Origin of the sequence: Actinocorallia longicatena (assembly GCF_039534125.1) — a bacterium.
Taxonomy (GTDB): domain Bacteria; phylum Actinomycetota; class Actinomycetes; order Streptosporangiales; family Streptosporangiaceae; genus Actinocorallia; species Actinocorallia longicatena.
Genome location: NZ_BAAAUV010000013.1, coordinates 65341 through 80529 on the forward strand (window position 1 = coordinate 65341; position 15189 = coordinate 80529).

Annotated in this window: 20 protein-coding genes; 14 read left to right on the top strand and 6 right to left on the bottom strand. The window is 70.9% G+C overall.

All coding sequences use genetic code 11. From position 1 onward, the window contains the following. Positions 1-23: 23 nt before the first annotated feature. On the top strand, positions 24-1379 hold the full coding sequence (gene murJ / locus ABD785_RS24420; RefSeq protein WP_344832399.1) for a murein biosynthesis integral membrane protein MurJ: 1356 nt from the start codon (positions 24-26) through the stop codon (positions 1377-1379). Here murJ and ABD785_RS24425 read toward each other — a convergent pair. Further along, positions 1376-3055, bottom strand: coding sequence for a DUF2207 domain-containing protein (locus ABD785_RS24425; RefSeq protein WP_344832401.1), 1680 nt, complete (start codon positions 3053-3055; stop codon positions 1376-1378). The two genes, murJ and ABD785_RS24425, sit on opposite strands and share 4 nt — an antisense overlap. Positions 3056-3214: 159 nt before the next feature. Here ABD785_RS24425 and ABD785_RS24430 point away from each other — a divergent pair, with 159 nt between their 5' ends. The 3 genes from ABD785_RS24430 (at position 3215) to ABD785_RS24440 (ending at position 4564) form a co-directional block, all read left to right on the top strand. After that, a complete protein-coding gene (locus ABD785_RS24430) occupies positions 3215-3613 on the top strand; it encodes a helix-turn-helix domain-containing protein (RefSeq protein ID WP_344832403.1) in 399 nt (132 codons plus the stop codon). Continuing rightward, positions 3610-4122: a hypothetical protein gene (locus ABD785_RS24435; protein WP_344832406.1), complete on the top strand. Its 513-nt coding sequence runs from the start codon at positions 3610-3612 to the stop codon at positions 4120-4122. Before ABD785_RS24430 ends, ABD785_RS24435 begins: the two co-directional genes overlap by 4 nt. Positions 4123-4228: 106 nt before the next feature. Next, positions 4229-4564, top strand: a complete 336-nt coding sequence (locus ABD785_RS24440; protein ID WP_344832409.1) for a DUF2516 family protein — start codon at positions 4229-4231, stop codon at positions 4562-4564. 3 nt (positions 4565-4567) lie between these two features. On the opposite strand, the gene ABD785_RS24445 is transcribed toward ABD785_RS24440, so the two are convergent. The 3 genes from ABD785_RS24445 to ABD785_RS24455 all read right to left on the bottom strand — a co-directional run bounded on the left by ABD785_RS24445 (position 4568) and on the right by ABD785_RS24455 (position 6616). Continuing rightward, positions 4568-5287 carry an SGNH/GDSL hydrolase family protein gene (locus ABD785_RS24445; protein WP_344832412.1) on the bottom strand — a complete coding sequence of 240 codons (720 nt, stop codon included), beginning with the start codon at positions 5285-5287 and terminating at the stop codon, positions 4568-4570. A gap of 68 nt (positions 5288-5355) precedes the next feature. Next, on the bottom strand, positions 5356-6225 hold the full coding sequence (locus ABD785_RS24450; protein ID WP_344832415.1) for a M56 family metallopeptidase: 870 nt from the start codon (positions 6223-6225) through the stop codon (positions 5356-5358). 40 nt (positions 6226-6265) lie between these two features. Next, positions 6266-6616 carry a BlaI/MecI/CopY family transcriptional regulator gene (locus tag ABD785_RS24455; RefSeq protein ID WP_344832418.1) on the bottom strand — a complete coding sequence of 117 codons (351 nt, stop codon included), beginning with the start codon at positions 6614-6616 and terminating at the stop codon, positions 6266-6268. Between the two features lie 69 nt (positions 6617-6685). Between ABD785_RS24455 and ABD785_RS24460 the strand changes: the two genes are divergently transcribed. Then, entirely contained in the window at positions 6686-7870 is a 1185-nt protein-coding gene (locus tag ABD785_RS24460; RefSeq protein WP_344832421.1) for a cytochrome ubiquinol oxidase subunit I, read from the top strand. A gap of 27 nt (positions 7871-7897) precedes the next feature. Next, positions 7898-9430: a recombinase family protein gene (locus ABD785_RS24465; protein WP_344832423.1), complete on the top strand. Its 1533-nt coding sequence runs from the start codon at positions 7898-7900 to the stop codon at positions 9428-9430. A 53-nt stretch (positions 9431-9483) separates the two neighbouring features. Here the strand turns inward: ABD785_RS24465 and ABD785_RS24470 are convergent, their stop codons facing one another. Further along, positions 9484-10200 carry a LapA family protein gene (locus ABD785_RS24470; protein ID WP_344832426.1) on the bottom strand — a complete coding sequence of 239 codons (717 nt, stop codon included), beginning with the start codon at positions 10198-10200 and terminating at the stop codon, positions 9484-9486. Between the two features lie 501 nt (positions 10201-10701). Further along, positions 10702-11121, bottom strand: coding sequence for a helix-turn-helix domain-containing protein (locus tag ABD785_RS24475; protein ID WP_344832429.1), 420 nt, complete (start codon positions 11119-11121; stop codon positions 10702-10704). Between the two features lie 151 nt (positions 11122-11272). On the opposite strand from ABD785_RS24475, the gene ABD785_RS24480 reads away from it, so the two are divergent. The 8 genes from ABD785_RS24480 to ABD785_RS24515 are packed head-to-tail and all read left to right on the top strand — an operon-like array spanning position 11273 to position 15189. Then, entirely contained in the window at positions 11273-11494 is a 222-nt protein-coding gene (locus ABD785_RS24480; RefSeq protein WP_344832431.1) for a hypothetical protein, read from the top strand. Beyond that, the gene (locus ABD785_RS24485) at positions 11491-11760 is read left to right on the top strand and encodes a hypothetical protein (protein WP_344832434.1); all 270 of its coding nucleotides are present in this window, start codon (positions 11491-11493) and stop codon (positions 11758-11760) included. The genes ABD785_RS24480 and ABD785_RS24485 overlap by 4 nt, the downstream gene beginning before the upstream one ends. Positions 11761-11786: 26 nt before the next feature. Next, positions 11787-12248 carry a hypothetical protein gene (locus ABD785_RS24490; protein ID WP_344832436.1) on the top strand — a complete coding sequence of 154 codons (462 nt, stop codon included), beginning with the start codon at positions 11787-11789 and terminating at the stop codon, positions 12246-12248. Further along, complete coding sequence (locus ABD785_RS24495; protein ID WP_344832438.1) at positions 12245-12526, top strand: hypothetical protein; 282 nt, start codon at positions 12245-12247, stop codon at positions 12524-12526. Before ABD785_RS24490 ends, ABD785_RS24495 begins: the two co-directional genes overlap by 4 nt. After that, positions 12523-14022, top strand: a complete 1500-nt coding sequence (locus tag ABD785_RS24500) for a helix-turn-helix domain-containing protein (protein WP_344832440.1) — start codon at positions 12523-12525, stop codon at positions 14020-14022. The genes ABD785_RS24495 and ABD785_RS24500 overlap by 4 nt, the downstream gene beginning before the upstream one ends. Next, positions 14019-14339 carry a hypothetical protein gene (locus tag ABD785_RS24505; RefSeq protein ID WP_344832441.1) on the top strand — a complete coding sequence of 107 codons (321 nt, stop codon included), beginning with the start codon at positions 14019-14021 and terminating at the stop codon, positions 14337-14339. The genes ABD785_RS24500 and ABD785_RS24505 overlap by 4 nt, the downstream gene beginning before the upstream one ends. Further along, entirely contained in the window at positions 14336-14878 is a 543-nt protein-coding gene (locus tag ABD785_RS24510) for a hypothetical protein (RefSeq protein ID WP_344832443.1), read from the top strand. The genes ABD785_RS24505 and ABD785_RS24510 overlap by 4 nt, the downstream gene beginning before the upstream one ends. Continuing rightward, positions 14878-15189, top strand: coding sequence for a hypothetical protein (locus tag ABD785_RS24515; protein WP_344832445.1), 312 nt, complete (start codon positions 14878-14880; stop codon positions 15187-15189). The genes ABD785_RS24510 and ABD785_RS24515 overlap by 1 nt, the downstream gene beginning before the upstream one ends.

Consider the following 15189-nt stretch of genomic DNA (forward strand, 5'->3'; position numbering starts at 1 on the left):
CGGACCCGGCATACTGAGTTTCCGTGAGCATCACAGGCGCCTCGCGCGCGATCCGGCGCGGCGCCCCGATGGCCCTCGGCACCGCGATCGCACGCCTCACCGGTTTCGCCCGCACCCTCACGATCCTGTGGGCGCTCGGCATGACCCCGGTCGCCGACGCCTACACCAAGGCGAACGGCCTGCCGAACTCGGTCTACGAGCTCGTCCTGGGCGGAGCACTGGCGAGCGCGGTGGTCCCGCTGCTGGTGCGGACCCCTTCGGAGGAGTTCGCCGAGCGGCTGCTGTCGCTGGTCGTGTGGCTGCTCGCGCCGCTGACGGTCGTGGCCGTCCTGTGCGCGGGTCCGCTGGCTTCCCTGCTCGGCCAGCACGGGCCCGGCCAGGCACTCACCGCGGACCTCGCCCGGTTCCTGCTCCCCCAGATCCTGCTCTACGGCGTCGCCGCGGTGCTGGCGGCGGTCCTGAACGCCCACGGCCGGTTCGGGGTGCCCATGTGGGCGCCGGTCGCGAACAACCTCGTCGTCATCGGGACCGCCCTGCTCTACCGGGCGTCCGAGGACCTCCTCCTGCTCGCGCTCGGCACGACCGCTGGGGTGGCCGCCCAGCTCGCGGTCCTCGCCGTCGCAGCCCGCGCCGCAGGGTTCCGGCTCCGCCCGCGCCTGGATCCGCGCGGCGCCGGCGTCCGGGCGATCGTGCGGAGGGCGGGCTGGACACTGCTCGCCGTCGCCGCCGTGCAGGTCACGACGGTCGTCACCGCACGGCTCCTGCCGGAGGGCGCCTTCACCCCGTTCGGCACCGCCGCGCTGCTCTTCCAGCTTCCGTACTCGCTGGTGGCCGTCACCGCGATCACCGGGCTGCTCCCCCGCATGACCAGGGCCGCCGCGGCGGACGATCTTCCCGCGATCGTCGCCGACCTGTCGCGGGCCCTTCGGCTGACCGGGCTCGTGCTGGTTCCGGCGTCGGGAGTGCTGCTGCTGTTCGCCCCGGCGCTGTGCGGGCTGGTGTTCGGGCCCTTCTACGAAGGCGCCGCCCTCATCGGGACGGTCCTCGCCGCGTTCGCGCCCGCACTGGTGCCGTTCGCGGCGTTCCAGATCATGCAGCGGGTGTTCTTCGCGCTCGGGGACACGAAGACCCCGGCGCTGCTGGGCACCGGGGTCTCTCTGTTGATCGTCGGGCTGTCCCTGGCCGTACCGCACGGCGGAAACCTGCCGGTGCTGCTGGCGGGCGTCACCGGCGTCGGCTACACGGCCGGGGCGCTGGCCGCGGGCCTGCTGCTGCGCCGCCGCCTCGGCCGCGTGGACGGCCGCCGGGTGGTCCGGCTCCACGCGGGCCTGGCCCTGGCCACCTCCCTGGCGGCCGGGGCCTACGTCCTGGCCGTCTAGTGACGGAAGGGGCGGGACTGGGAGATGGCGCCGGAGAGGGTGTAGGTGAAGACGCGCATGGACTCGGCGAACTTGGAGAGGTCCCATTCGGCCGGGCCCTCGTACCAGTAAAGGTTGTCGCCGCCCTCGATGCCCGCGGTCTCGACGGTCTTGGCCCACGGGCCGACCAGGTCGAAGACGACCGCGTAGGGCAGGAAGCGGGAGAACAGGGCGATGCGCTGGCGGTCCGGGACGTCGTCGGCCTTGCCCTGCTGGAGGTAGGTGCGGAAGGCGAGGGTGTCGGCCAGGACGGCCGAGCCCTTCCCGGTCTTGGCGGGCATGTGCTTGCCGAGGAAGACCAGGGCGAGACCGAACGCGATCAGGGCGAGGCCGATGATCGCGAGGTTGGTCGTGACGGCCAGGACGACCGTCCCGACGACCGAGAGCGGGGTCAGGATGTAGCCGGCGAGCGTCCAGCGGGTGCGGACGGCGTCCGGGCGGCGCGCGAACCAGCCCTGCTTGACGACGTCCTCGTACAGGGCGCGGCGGACCTGCGAGAGCTTGGTGGAGAAGGTGCCGCCGAGCATCGACAGCTTGGTGGTGTCGCCCGCGACGAACAGGCCGTCGTAGAGGATCTGCTCGTAGGGCAGCAGGTCGCTGATCGGCCGCTTGAGCCTGCGGAGGGTCCAGTCGCCGCGCCCCTCGTCCTCCTCGACCAGGAGGTAGCCGCGGACGGCCAGGTCGATGATCGAGGCGGTGACGTCGATGACGTCGGCCTGCTCGTCGATCAGCGTGCCGACCTGACCGGGCCGGATCCCGTTCGGCGGCTGGAAGCCGTCCTCGCCGACCGGTGAGCGGTGCCGGGCGTCGGCCCGCTTGTCCCGGCCGCGCAGCAGGTAGAGGCCGAAGACCCCGCCGACCAGGAGCACGAACAGCGCGGCGAGCGCCCCGCCGGTCGCGGCGTTGACCGTGAACGCCGCCTTGAGCGTCTTGCGTTCGGCGTAGGTCGGCAGGCCCGTGGTGGTCCCGGCGGGCAGGCCCGCGACGACCGTCAGGTACTCGTCGGGCAGCATGTTCTGCTGCCCGAACCTGGCCCTGCGGTGCTTGTTCGCGGTCGAGAACTCCGCGCACCCGATGACGCTCTCCGCCGCGCCCGCGAAGCAGTTGACGTTGCGGATCGTCACCCCGGCCTCGGCGGTGACGGCCGCCTCGACGACCGGCACGTTCCAGCCGCCGACGGCCGTCCAGCGCAGTTCCTGGCCCTGCCGCAGCGGCAGGATCGCGCCTTGGACCTGGTAGGTCAGCCCGATCGTCTGCGGGCCCGAGGCCTTGGGCCCCTTCACCTTCACGACCGTCCGGTCCGAGCCGGTCCGCGCCGTCACCGTGTACGGCTCCGTCACCCGGATGTCGACGACCTTGAAGGTGCGGTCGCGTTCCTCGGTGTCGTGGATCCGGGTCACGAAGGCCCGCTCGAAGCCGGTGCCCCCGTCTGCGCCGAAGTCGTAGGTGATCGTCTCGGTGGCCTGGAGGACGCCGTCGGGGCGGGCCGTGAGCTCGACCCGGTCCAGGGTCACCTTCTCCCCGGCCGCGGCGACCCTGGCCGCGCGGTCGGAGGTGGAGGGCGCGGCCTGCGCGGGAGCCCCGAAGAGGGCCAGCAGAAGGAGGGGGGCGGCGAGAAGCCGTGAACGACCCAGCATGTGGCCAAAGCGTAGTGGCTCCCGATCACCTCCACTATGTCGTTTCACGGTCCGTAAGGATGACCACTGCTTGCTACAGCACGCACTTGTGACGCGCTTCACGGCCGAATGGGCCCATTTCCGCTTGCAATAGCAAGCAAGGGAGCGCAGTGTGGAGGCATGGCAAGTTCGAAGGTCGGCTCCATCGGGGAGTACATCCGCGACCAGCGGCAGCGGGCGAAGATCTCCCTGCGGCAGCTCGCCGAGCAGGCGGGGGTCTCCAACCCCTACCTCAGCCAGGTCGAGCGCGGGCTGCGCAAGCCGAGCGCCGAGATCCTCCAGCAGATCGCCAAGGGTCTGCGGATCTCCGCCGAGGTGCTGTACGTGCAGGCCGGGATCCTCACCGAACGCGATGTGGAAACCGACGTGCAGGAAGCGGTGCGCGCCGACCTCGCTCTGACCGAACGGCAGAAGCAGGTGTTGCTCGACATCTACGACTCCTTCCGGAAAGAGAACGCGCTCGAAGAAGAAGGACCCGCCTCGCCCGAGGCGGTCAACCCCAGAGAGGAAGCATCATGACCCTTGCCGCCAAGATCAGGGACAACAAGGCCGTCTACACCGGCGCCGGCGCCGTCGACCTCGCGGTCGAGAAGCTGCGCGAGCTTCCCGATCAGGTCGCCAAGGTGCGCGGCACGGTCACGGAGAACTACTCCAAGTACCGCGGCACGGTGACCGAGGACGTCACCAAGGTGCGCGGCACCGTGAACGAGAACGTCGAGAAGGCCCGCGCGACGGTCACCCTGAAGGTGACCGAGGTCCGCGAGAACGTCGCGAAGTACCAGGAGAAGGCCGACTCCGGCGCGATCCAGGCCTACGTCGCCACCGTGACGACCAAGGTCAACGAGGTCATCGACGACCTGGCCGAGCGAGGCAAGACGGTCATCAACAAGACCGCCGACGAGGTCATCTCCGAGGCCGCCGAGACCAAGTCCGTCCAGGCGCCCAAGCCGGCCCCGCGACCCGCTCCCAAGCCGAAGGCCGCCCCCGCGGCCAAGAAGACGGCCCCGGTCAAGAAGGCCGGCTCCTGACCACCCGAATCAGCGCCTCCCGCGCCGATCGCCCTCATGCGGATCATCCGCATGAGGGCGATTGTTTTGTAGGCTGAGCCCCAGGCTTCGACGAAAAGGTGATCTCTTGCTGACTGATGTGCACTTCGGGCTCAGCCTGGTGTTCTGGGCATTGGCGATCATCGGGTTCCTGATGGAGGCCTTCTCCCTCGTCGACGTCCTGCGCCGCCCGGCCGGGGCCTTCCCCGCCGCGAACAAGCAGACGAAGAAGCTGTGGACCATCATCCTGTCCTTCGCGACGCTCTTCGGCTTCGCCGCCGCCACCCTCTACCTGGACTCGCTCGGCATGTTCGCCATCGCGGCGTTCATCGCGGCGGTCATCTACCTCGCCGACGTCCGTCCGGCGATCAAGGAGTACGGCGGCAACGACGGCCGGCGCATGGGCCCCTACGGGCCCTGGTAGCGGCTACTTGTTGGGCTGGTTGAGGCCGAGCCGGCTCAGCGCGGCGACCAGCTTGTCGGCGAAGTAGGCGTTGCCGGCCTCGTTCGGGTGCGTCTCGTCCCTGCGGATGTAGAGGTCGGCGTTGCCGGTGCCCCGGCTGACGTCGCCCGAGATCCACTGCTCGGCGAGCGGGTCCACGAACGGCACCTGCATCTGGTCGGCGACGGACTTCATGACGTCGCGGACCAGGAAGGCGTTCTGCGGGGCGTCGCCGCCCCACATCGGCCCCACGAGCACGATCTTGGTGGTGGGCCAGCGGCCCTTGACCGTGTTCAGGAGCTGGTAGACCGCCTCGTTCAGCCCGTTCATCGGGTTCCGCCGGGTGGCGTCGTTGTGCCCCCCGACGATCATCACCATGTCGGGCGCGGGCCGCCAGGAGAGCTGGTCGGTGAACAGCCGGGCGAAGTTCTTGCCGATCATGCCGCGGGACAGGAAGCCCGTCCCCCGGTAACCGCCGATGATCACCTGCCAGCCGAGCTTCCTGGCGAGATCGCCCGCGTAGGTGGCCTCGGGCTCCACGCCCTTGATCCCGGCGGTGTAGCTGTCGCCGAGCATCATCACCACGGGAGCGCGCACGACGGCCTGCGCGGGCTCGACCTTCTTGGGCGTCTCGACGGCGGCCGTCGAGGCCGAGCAGCCGGCCAGGAGCAGGACGGCGAGCCCGTACGAGAGTTTGCGACGCACGGACTCCCCTGCACTGTTCTCGGACGACATGACGGATCCACACCGGGATCGATCAGAATGACGGCATTCTACAGAGTCCACAGCAGGAGTGGGGCTGCGGTCAGGATGACGGCACTGGTCAGGGCCATCGCCTTGATGGTCAGGGGCTGGGCTACCGGGTGGAGCAGGCGCTGGACCCTGGCCATGACCGGGCCGCCCTCGGGAAGCGCCGACAGGGCGCAGGCGGGGGCACCCGCGGAGGGCGCCGTGGCGAACCTCAGCAGGGCCGTGGCCAGCTCCTTGGCGGGCCGGTTCTGCAGGGCGCGGTCGTCGGCCGTCATCTCGATGAGGAGGGCGACGGAGTCGAGCATCCGGGCGACCAGGCCGGTGCGCGGGAGCGAGGTGAAGGGCAGCAGCACCAGGTCGTGACGCTCGCGCGCGTGCGCGAACTCGTGCGCGAGGACCGCGTCGAGCTCGGCCGAGTCGAGCAGTTCGAGGGTCCCCGCGGAGATCACGACGCGGGAGCGGACGCCCGGCAGGCAGTAGGCCGCCGCGGCCGGATGGTCGACCACGAGGGTGCCCTTGCCGCCGCGGTGGGCGATCAGCGTGAGCAGGGCGCGGTGGCGGGCCCGCGCGCGCACGACCCGGACGCCCGCCAGCAGCAGCATCCCGATCAGCGATCCCGCGAGGGCCATCCCGGCCAGGAGCGCGGCCTGGCGGGGCAGGCTGAGCGAGGCCCCGCCGGGCAGCGCGACCAGGCCGCCGATCACGCCGTCGCCGTAGGGCTGGAGGGCGAACCCGAGAAGCGCGCCGATGGTCGCGAGGCCCCAGGCCAGGCCGAGCGCCTGCCAGAGGATGATCGCGATCCGGGGGGTGCGCCAGGTCCAGCGGGCCCGCGAGAGCAGGTCGGCGGCGGGGATCGTCGCGACGGCGATCAGCGCCAGCGCGACCCAGGTCATGAGGCGGGTCCCGTCGAGGCGGCGCGGACGGCCCCGGCGGTCATGTCAGGCCCTCGAGGACCCTGCGCAGGGCTGCGGCCTCGTCGTCGGTCACGGAGCGCGCGAAGGCCGCGAGGGCCGCGTCGCGGTCCCCCGACATGGCGAGGGCGCCGAGCATCAGCTCGGCGACATAGGACTCCCGGGAGGCCGCGGGACGGTAGGCCCACGCCCGCCCGTCGCGCTCGCGCACGAGGAAGTCCTTCTTGGCGAGGCGGTCCAGGACGGTCATGACCGTCGTGTGGGCGAGGTCGCGGTCGGCGAGCGCGCGGCTGACGTCGCGGGCCGTGGCCGGCGCCTCCCGGGCCCACAGCAGTTCCATCACAGCGCGTTCAAGCTCTCCCAAACCCTTCACAAAGCGAATCCTACCCTGTGATCGAGGACACCTGGTAGTACTACAACTTGTAGTACTACCGTCTGTCGTATGACGGTTCTGGGCCTTACGGCGCAACGGCTCCTCGCCGAGGCGCCCACGACGGCGGACTTCGTCGCCGCGCGTCAGCAGATGGCGTTCACGCTGGGATTCCACATCGTCCTGGCCAGCATCGGGATCGGGCTGCCCGCGCTGACGGTCCTCGCGGAGTGGCGCGGGAGGCGGACCGGCGATCCGGCGTACCGGGAGCTGGCGCGGACCTGGATGAAGGCGGCGGGCGTGCTGTTCGCGGTCGGAGCGGTGTCCGGGACCGTGCTGTCCTTCGAGATGGGGACGCTCTGGCCGGGATTCATGGAGACCTACGGCGAGGTCTTCGGCGCGGCCTTCGCGATGGAGGGTATCGCGTTCTTCATCGAGGCGATCTTCATGGGGATCTACCTGTACGGCTGGGACCGGCTGCCGCCGCGCGTCCATCTGCTGACCGGGATCCCGGTGGTCGTCTCGGGGCTGCTGTCGGCGTTCTTCGTGGTCTGCGTGAACTCCTGGATGAACCAGCCGCAGGGGTTCAAGCTGGTCGACGGGCATGTGGAGGACGTCCAGCCGCTGCGGGCCATGTTCAATCCGGCGACCCCGCCGCAGGCCGCGCACCTGATCGTCGCCTCGCTGATGGTCTGCGGATTCCTGGTCGCCTCGGTCTACGCGGTGCCGCTGCTGAAGGGCTCGCGTGAGCGGTATCACCGGCTCGGGTTCGCGATCCCGTTCACGATGGCGGCCGTCCTGACCCCGGTGCAGCTCCTGATCGGCGACTGGGCGTCGCGGTTCGTGGCCGAGCGGCAGCCGCTGAAGTTCGCGGCGATGGAGGGGATCGACCGCACGCAGGCGGGCGTCCCGTTCAAGGCCGGCCCCTTCTCCATCCCCGACGGCCTCAGCCTCATGCTCAAGTTCGACAGGGACTCCGTCCTCCAGGGCCTCGACGCCTGGCCGGAGGCCGACCGGCCGCCGCACGAGGTCGTCCGCACGGCCTTCGAGACGATGATCGTCTGCGGCCTGTTCCTGCTGCTGCTCTCCCTGGTCTGGTTCTGGCTGAACCGCTCGGTCCTGCGGCGCGGGCACCGGCCCGAGGCCGAGCCGGGAGCGCTCCAGCGGTGGCTGTGGCGGGGCGCCCTGGTGAGCGGGATCGCGGCCGTGGTCGCGATGGAGGCCGGCTGGACGGTCACGGAAGTTGCCAGTACATAGCAACCCTTCTCTGTTTATGCTGGCCGCATGCCCCCGCAGCAGCGCTGGACCCGCGACAACCTGACCCTGGCCCGCCTCGCCATCTACCTTCGAGCGTCCGACGACGACGCCAAGACCGAGACGTCGATCACCGCGCAGGGCGGCGTCGGCCGCAGCTGGGCCGAGGGCGTCGGGATCACGAACGTCACCGTCTACTCCGACAACGACCTGTCGGCGAGCCTCTTCGCGACCAAGCCCCGCGAGGACTTCGAGCGGCTCGTCCGCGACATCGAGGCCGGCGCGGTCGATCTCATCTGGTTTTGGAAGCTCAACCGCAGCCAGCGCACCCTCGACACCTACGTGAAGCTCCGCGACCTGTGCCGCGCGAAGGGCGTCGGGTGGGTCATCAAGTCCAGGCTCTACGACCTCAACAGCCCTGAGGATCTCCGCACCCTCGGCATGGACGCCGTCAACTCCGAGATCTTCAGCCTCGAGCTGGCCGAGAACGTCCGCCTGGGCACCCACCTCGCCGCCGCGCAGGGAAAGCCCCACGGCCCCGGGACCTACGGCTACCGCCGGATCTACGACGCGCGCGGCCGGTATGTCGAGCAGGTCCCCGACGACGAGCTGCGCGAGGGCGACGGCTTCTGGTGGTCGCCCGCGGGGATCGTCATCGAGGTCGTCGAGCGGGTCGCGAAGGGCGACGGCATCTCGGCCATCACCAGGGACCTGACCGCCCGCGGCATCCCGACGCCGTCCGGGAAGAGCACCACGTGGGCGCGGTCGGTCGTCCGGGGGCTCGCGACGAACCTGGCCTATATCGGGACCCGGGTCCACGAGCCCGAGCACGGCGAGCGGACCGAGACCCCGGACGCCTGGCCGCCCATCGTCGGCAGCACGCCCGGCAGCGACACCCGCGAGCGGTGGGCCGAGACGTTCTGGAAGGCCCAGGCCATCCTCGGCGCCCCCGGCCGGTCGAGCACCAAGCCCGGCCGCGGCGTCCACCTCTGCTCCTATCTCGCGAAGTGCGACGACTGCGAGTCGACGGTCGCGGCGAAGCAGGACCGCAAGCGCCAGCGGAAGGGCCTCGGCGGCGAAGGCCGGCGGATGTACGCCTGCGCCCCGAACCGGTGCGTCGGCATCGGCGCCGACGAGCTCGACGACTTCGTGCGCAAGGTCGTCGACGGGTACCTGGCCCGCGCCGACGTCCAGGAGCATCTCGCCTCCTTGCGGTCCGACGACCTCGCCGCGGTGACGGCCCGGGCCGAGGTGGCCAAGCTCCGCGGCGAGATCGAGAAGTGGCGGAAGCTCGGCGAGGAGGGCGAGGACGCCGTCACCGTGCTCCGGAGCGTGAAGGCGTTGACCGCGAAGGCCGACGAGCTCGAGCGAGAGGCGGCCGCCGCGTCGTCCGGGCTGCTGCTGCGCGACGGCCGGATCGACTGGTCGGACCTGGGCGCCGCCCGCCAGGCCCTCGCGGACCTGGTCGAGATCCGGGTGAAGGCCGTCGGCAAGGGACGCCGGCACGTGCCGACCCAGGAGCGGGTCTCCCTGCGGTGGCTCATCGGCCCCGGGATCGGGTGAGGCCGCCGCCCCCCGGGCATCGGGGGCGGCGGCCAGAGGATGGGAGCAGCCCCTCAGCTGCCCTCTCCTCGGTGACCCCGGTCGAGACGGCGAACTCTCGGCGGGGCGGGCTTCTCCTCTGCTGCCATCACGGTCGCGATGCCGTCGATCCCCTCGAGGATCTGCTCCTCCTTCGAGTCGACGTAGCCGATCTGACGCTTCATCGACTGCTCGGCTCTGACGAACCTCTGGTCCAGGTCCCCGAGCCCGTTGCCGACCTCGACGATCTCCTTGCGGGCGTCCGCGATGTCCGCACGGAGCGCCGTGGTCTCACGCCGCAGCTCTGCCATCTCCTCGACGATCTCCTTGCGGGCGTCAGCGATCTCAGCCCGAAGCATCGCCGTCTCGCGCCGCAGTTCGCGAGTCTCCTGGCGGTGCGCCGCGGTCTCCTCCCTGAGGCGGCGAAGGTCCGTGGTCGCCTGGGTGAGGGCGCGGAGGGCGCCGTCGACGGGCTTGGCGGCGTTGCGAGCGGAGCTGATCGCGACGGCCCCGATCCAGACGATGACGGCCGCGAGGGCGCTGGTCAGGCCAGCCAGGTAGGCATGATCGGCCCCGACGCCCACCTGACCGACGTTCAGGCCGATGAGGCCGGCGGAGATGAGGGCGAAGATGAGGCCGACGGCGAGGGCGACGTCGCGCTGGAACCGTAGGAGAGGGGCGGCCTCGGGGATGCGGGCGATGCGGGGGGATCCAGTGGTCGTGGTGGTCGGGTTGTCGTGAGCAGCGGTCACTCGTCGTCCCCTTACGAATTCACGAAAGCGGTGGGGTGTCCTCGCTAGGTGCTTTCAGATCCCAGGGCAAGGGAAGACGATCCGTGCGTGTGCGAGGTGGTGCATATGCGGTTATCGGAGATGTGAGTATGCGCCTGGAACGGTGTTTCCGAAACCGGTCACGGGATAGGTGATCCTTCCAGCGGAACGGAAGTTTATTCACCTTCATCACATTGCCGCAGATCAGAGGCTTCTACCGGACGGTAGAAACCCGTTGCAGTGTCCAAAGATTTTCAAACCTGTCCATCTCTGGACGCCCGACAGCGCCCGCATTGCATGACCGAAACCGCAGGAAGCCGGGCAACAAATGGCCCTCTTGATCTGCAAAAAAATCACGGCAATGGGTTGCCGCGCAGGTCGGGATACCCGGAGTTCCGGGTAGACAGAACATCCACGCGTGTCAACTGGTGGGTGTATTTACACCCACCAATATTGCCTTGCGATAACAATCGACGCCGGAACTCAGCCCGCGTCGCGCTGCTCCTCGATCGCCCGCATCGCGGCCTCGAGCGCCCGGCGCTCCCTACGGTCGGCGGCGATCCGCTCGAACCGCGCCTTGAATTCCCGGTCCTTGCCGGCGAGTGCCTCCTCGTCCAGAACCGCGCCGATGATTTGCTCCGTCAGTGCGGGCAACTCTCCCGCCAGGCGGAGCTGTTCGGGCTCGCCGCCGGCCAGTACGGTCTCAACGCTCCCGCGCTGCCACTTCAGGGCATCGTCAAGGTCGCGCGCCGTGAGCTTGCTTGGCCGGTACTCACCCCGCCGGATCGCCCTGAGAGCTTGCGGGGAGATGTCGGCATCGCGGGCGAGCTGGGCCCACGAGAGGCGCAGGTCTAGCCGCCTGGCCTCCATCGCCTGATCGAGTCGCTCGTGCGGCTCTGACATCTGGGGTCCTCTCCCGGTCATCTTCCTACGAAGGATAACGCAAGAGAACGCAAGCAGTCCGGCGTGAGCTTGCGACATGTCATCCAGGTGAGCACACCCTTACCTCTTCTTGCCTCTTGAACTTTCGTCTTCTTGCGCATACATTCCCCCTATGACTCAACCAGCCGCAAGCAAGATCCATGTAGCGCGGATCAGGCTGGGCTTGACGCTCCTGCAGGTCGCGCAGCAGTGCGCCGAGCGCGGCGAGCCCGTGTCTGAGGCGCAGATGAGCCGAATCGACCGTGGTCTGGCCGTGCCTCAGCCCGGGCTCCGAAGCGTTCTCGCCGATCTACTCGGCCTCGACGCCTTCACCGACTTCCAGAGGTCGGCATGAAGCAGCCGACCCCGCCGAAGAAGCCCCTGAAGCCGTGCGGCAGCTGCGGCGCGCAGAACGAGGCGAGCAACACCCGATGCCGCAACTGCCAGCTGCCGCTGGCCAAGAAGCTCTCCCCCGCCCAGCGGGCCGAGGCCAAGCGCGTCGCGGACGCGGCGTACATCGCACGCCTGGTCGCGGAGGCACCGCTCCCCACGACCGAGCAGGGCCTGCGCCTCATCGGCCACCTCACCTGGGGCGACGCCCCCGCCCGCAAGTCCGCCTGACCCCTCCCAGAGAGGCACATCCCCGCATGACCACCGAACACCCCGCCGACGCGACCAAGGCCGAGTGGCCCACCGAGCTGCCCGCCTACGGTGTCGGCACCCAGCTCCACCACCCCGACGGCGGCACCTGGCTCGTCGTCGCGACCGACGACGGCAAGCAGCTCCTCGGCCTGCACGACCTCGTCATCCGTTCGGCGGCCGAGGTCATCGCGGCCACCGGCGAGCTCACCCCTAACGGCCTCCCCGCGGCCGCCGGGGTGATCGTCCTGCCGCGGCCCCTCGACCCGGTCTACGACGTCGCCAAGCTCGCCGCCACCGTGAAGCCCGGCACCGAGGGCACCGGGATCGGCCGCCTCAGCCCGGGCCTGTCCATCAAGCCCGACTTCGGCGCCGACTGGGCGATGGCCGCCTACAACCCCCGGGACCTCCGCGACCTGGCGACGTCCGCCGCCCTGGCCGCCAACGAGGCCGAGCGGAGGCAGGGATGAAGCCCAAGGCCCGCTTCACCTGGCTGTGGATCGTCTGGGTCGCCCTCACCCTCGGCATCGAGGGCGGCGCGCTCTACCGGTCCCGCACCGCCGGGACCAAGGACACCCTCACCGCCCACACCCGGCGCCTCCTCGGCATCGACCCCAAGCGCACCGACCACCACGTCGGACGCCTCACCTTCGGCGCCGTCCTGGCGTGGCTGCTGTGGCACATCGCCGTCGCCCCCGCCAAGCCCGCGCCCTCGAGCACCGACCTCACCACGCGGAGCACCTCATGACGACCGAAGACCTCGAGCTGCAGCTCGACGACGAGACCGGCCCCGACCTCGGCGACCTCGTCGACGGGATCCGCCACTCCCTCGACATCCCCGAAGGCCTCACCGCGGCCGCGCGCCGCAAGCTCATCGACGCCCGGCTGTCCGCGATCGACACCCTGGTCTCCTCGGCCGACGCCTACCGCGAGGACCCCGACGCCCTCCGCCGCGACGTCGGCCGCCTCTACAACGAGACGCTCAAGTCCTACATCCGCTACGCCGAGCCCGACCTGGCCAAGCAGGCCGCCAAGCGCGCCGCCGAGGCGATCGACCTCGACGGCCTCGTGACGCCCGACCAGGCCGCCGAGATCCTCGGCGTCGACCTCGCCCGCGTCTGGTCCCTGATCGAGGCGAAGACCCTCCGCCTCTCCTACGCCGGCGTGCTCATCTCCCGGGCAGAGGTCGAGGAGCGCGCCGCCGAGTTCGAGCGGGCCATCGAGGAGGCCGAGCTCTACGCGGCCGACCAGCCGATCCCGTTCATGCCCGTCGCGGACGTCGTGTACTGGTACGAGATCAAGCCGGTCGGTGCCGAGGGCTTCGAGTACGCCGGCATCGACCGGGCCCGCGTCGTCGACTGGGCCGCGTCCATCCTCACCGCGGGTTCCGAGGTCGCGCTCTGGGCGATGGAGATGCCCCCGGGCTGGAACAAGGCCCAGGAGCCCGACCGCGCCGGTATCTCCGACTACGACGAGGTCCAGGCCGTCCTCACCGACGCCCGCGAGCTCGCCGCGCTGAAGAAGCAGGTCGACGGGCTCCGCACGGAGACCGACCCGTTCGAGACCGTGCCCGACGAGCAGCTGGCCGCGCACGAGGAGGCCGAGGCCGGGATCACGGCGGACCTCCCCCCGGTCGACACCGCCCCGGCCGTCGTCCGCGAGGACTGCGCCGACTGCGGCCCCAACCGGTACTGCCCCGAGCACCTCGGCGACATCCTCGGCGAGGACTCCGTCCCGCTCAGCGAGGTCCTGCTCGGCAAGACCGGCCCGGCCGCCGCGGTGGCCGCGCGCCAGCTGCACGACACCAGCGCCATCGGCGACGACGACCTGGCCGAGCGCGCCATCCGGATCGCCGAGTTCCACGCGCAGAAGCCCGAGCCCGGCGACGTCTTCCTGCACGAGGGCGTCGCGCACCTCGTGGCCGGCGACGTCGGCGATCCGTTCCTCGCTTCCCCCGACGGAGGCGTCCGCCCGGCCGACGTGATCGCCTCCCGCGGCCCGCTGGCCCGCGCCCAGCTCGTCGCGTTCGACGCCGTCGTCCTGGCCGCCCCGGCCGCGGATGAGCTTGGCGGCCTCCTGACCGCCGCCCGGGCCGCCCTCGCGGTGCCCGGCAAGGCGCCCGGGCGCGGCCGGAACCTCACCCACGACCAGGTCCTCCGCCTGGTCGCCACCCTCGACCAGGCCGCCGCGCTCCTGGCCGCGGCCACCACCAACACCGACACCGAAGAGAGCTCCACCCAGTGATCAACGAATCCAAGCAGGCCCTCGGCCTCCTCGCGCTCCAGTGGCCGGTCGGCCTGGACGTCCGGCACGAGACCGGCTGGACCGGTCAGGTCGTGGTCGACCACGCCGAGCCGATCGGCTGGACCGACAACGGCGCCCACGCCCTGCTGACCCGGCCGGTCCGCGGCCAGTCCATCCCCGCCGTCCGCGTCCGCCGCCAGGTCCCCGGCTACGGCGAGGTCGTCGGCTGGTTCAGCCCGCGCGTCCTGTCCCGCTCCGGTCGACCGCCCGCCCTCCCGCAGGCCGCGCAGCACCGGCCCGGACGGGGGCAGAAGTGATCGCCCGCGCCGCCATCGCCGCGTCGCCGCTCGAGGAGGTCAGGGCCGCGATCCGCGCACTCGACGAGCCCCTCATCCCCGCCGACCTCTCCCGCCCGGTCCGCCAGATCCTCGAAACCGCCCGCGGGATCCTGGTCCACCCGACCTACCGGGTGCGCCCGGCCCTCTCGAAGGCGGCCGTCGCCGACGGGACGCTCGAGCTGGCCCGCGCCGTCAACGCCCGGGCCGTCCGGATCTCGCTGACGCGGAACCCCGTCCCCATCGCCGCCGACCCGATCGCCGTGGCGCAGGCCGTCCACGACGGTCCGGACGACCGGCCCGCGCTGGCCGCCCTCAGCGACCTCCACTGCCCGCAACGGGTGTGGGTCGGCGTGCCCGGTGCCGAGGCACCGGACGACGAGTACGACGTGTGCGCGCACTGCACGGAGCTGGCCGGCGGCGAGGTCGGCTACCCCTGCGCGACCGCCATCGCCGCCGGGCTGGCCCAGCCGCCCGCGCCGCCCCTCGAGATCGTCTACTCCGAGGAGGCCCCGTTCTGATGGCCACCACCATCCGCGAGCACATCGAGGCCGCCGAGAAGCTCCTCGCCGAGATGGTCGAGATGCAGGGCCCCGCCGACCGCACCCGTCTGGCCGAGCTGCACCTGCAGATCGCCGAGGCCCGGATGGCCGAGCAGCGCCTGTCCTGGCTCGGCGTCCTCGAGACCGAGCTCACCGACGCCGCGCTGGCCGACACCCAGACCTGCGCCATGACCATCCGCGGCGAGTCCCACGGCCGCAACTGCCCCGACAACGACAAAGGCCCGGCCGTGTCCGCGACCGAGCCCGTCGAGCCCCCCGAAGGGAACTGA

Coding starts and splice junctions, on each gene's coding strand:
- ABD785_RS24495 (WP_344832438.1), top strand. CDS start 12,245: ATGAAGCCCAAGGCCCGCTTCACCTGGCTGTGGATCGTCTGGGTCGCC.
- ABD785_RS24425 (WP_344832401.1), bottom strand. CDS start 3,055: ATGCTGGGTCGTTCACGGCTTCTCGCCGCCCCCCTCCTTCTGCTGGCC.
- ABD785_RS24430 (WP_344832403.1), top strand. CDS start 3,215: ATGGCAAGTTCGAAGGTCGGCTCCATCGGGGAGTACATCCGCGACCAG.
- ABD785_RS24485 (WP_344832434.1), top strand. CDS start 11,491: ATGAAGCAGCCGACCCCGCCGAAGAAGCCCCTGAAGCCGTGCGGCAGC.
- ABD785_RS24480 (WP_344832431.1), top strand. CDS start 11,273: ATGACTCAACCAGCCGCAAGCAAGATCCATGTAGCGCGGATCAGGCTG.
- ABD785_RS24460 (WP_344832421.1), top strand. CDS start 6,686: ATGACGGTTCTGGGCCTTACGGCGCAACGGCTCCTCGCCGAGGCGCCC.
- ABD785_RS24490 (WP_344832436.1), top strand. CDS start 11,787: ATGACCACCGAACACCCCGCCGACGCGACCAAGGCCGAGTGGCCCACC.
- ABD785_RS24435 (WP_344832406.1), top strand. CDS start 3,610: ATGACCCTTGCCGCCAAGATCAGGGACAACAAGGCCGTCTACACCGGC.
- ABD785_RS24500 (WP_344832440.1), top strand. CDS start 12,523: ATGACGACCGAAGACCTCGAGCTGCAGCTCGACGACGAGACCGGCCCC.
- ABD785_RS24515 (WP_344832445.1), top strand. CDS start 14,878: ATGGCCACCACCATCCGCGAGCACATCGAGGCCGCCGAGAAGCTCCTC.
- ABD785_RS24450 (WP_344832415.1), bottom strand. CDS start 6,225: ATGACCTGGGTCGCGCTGGCGCTGATCGCCGTCGCGACGATCCCCGCC.
- ABD785_RS24475 (WP_344832429.1), bottom strand. CDS start 11,121: ATGTCAGAGCCGCACGAGCGACTCGATCAGGCGATGGAGGCCAGGCGG.
- ABD785_RS24465 (WP_344832423.1), top strand. CDS start 7,898: ATGCCCCCGCAGCAGCGCTGGACCCGCGACAACCTGACCCTGGCCCGC.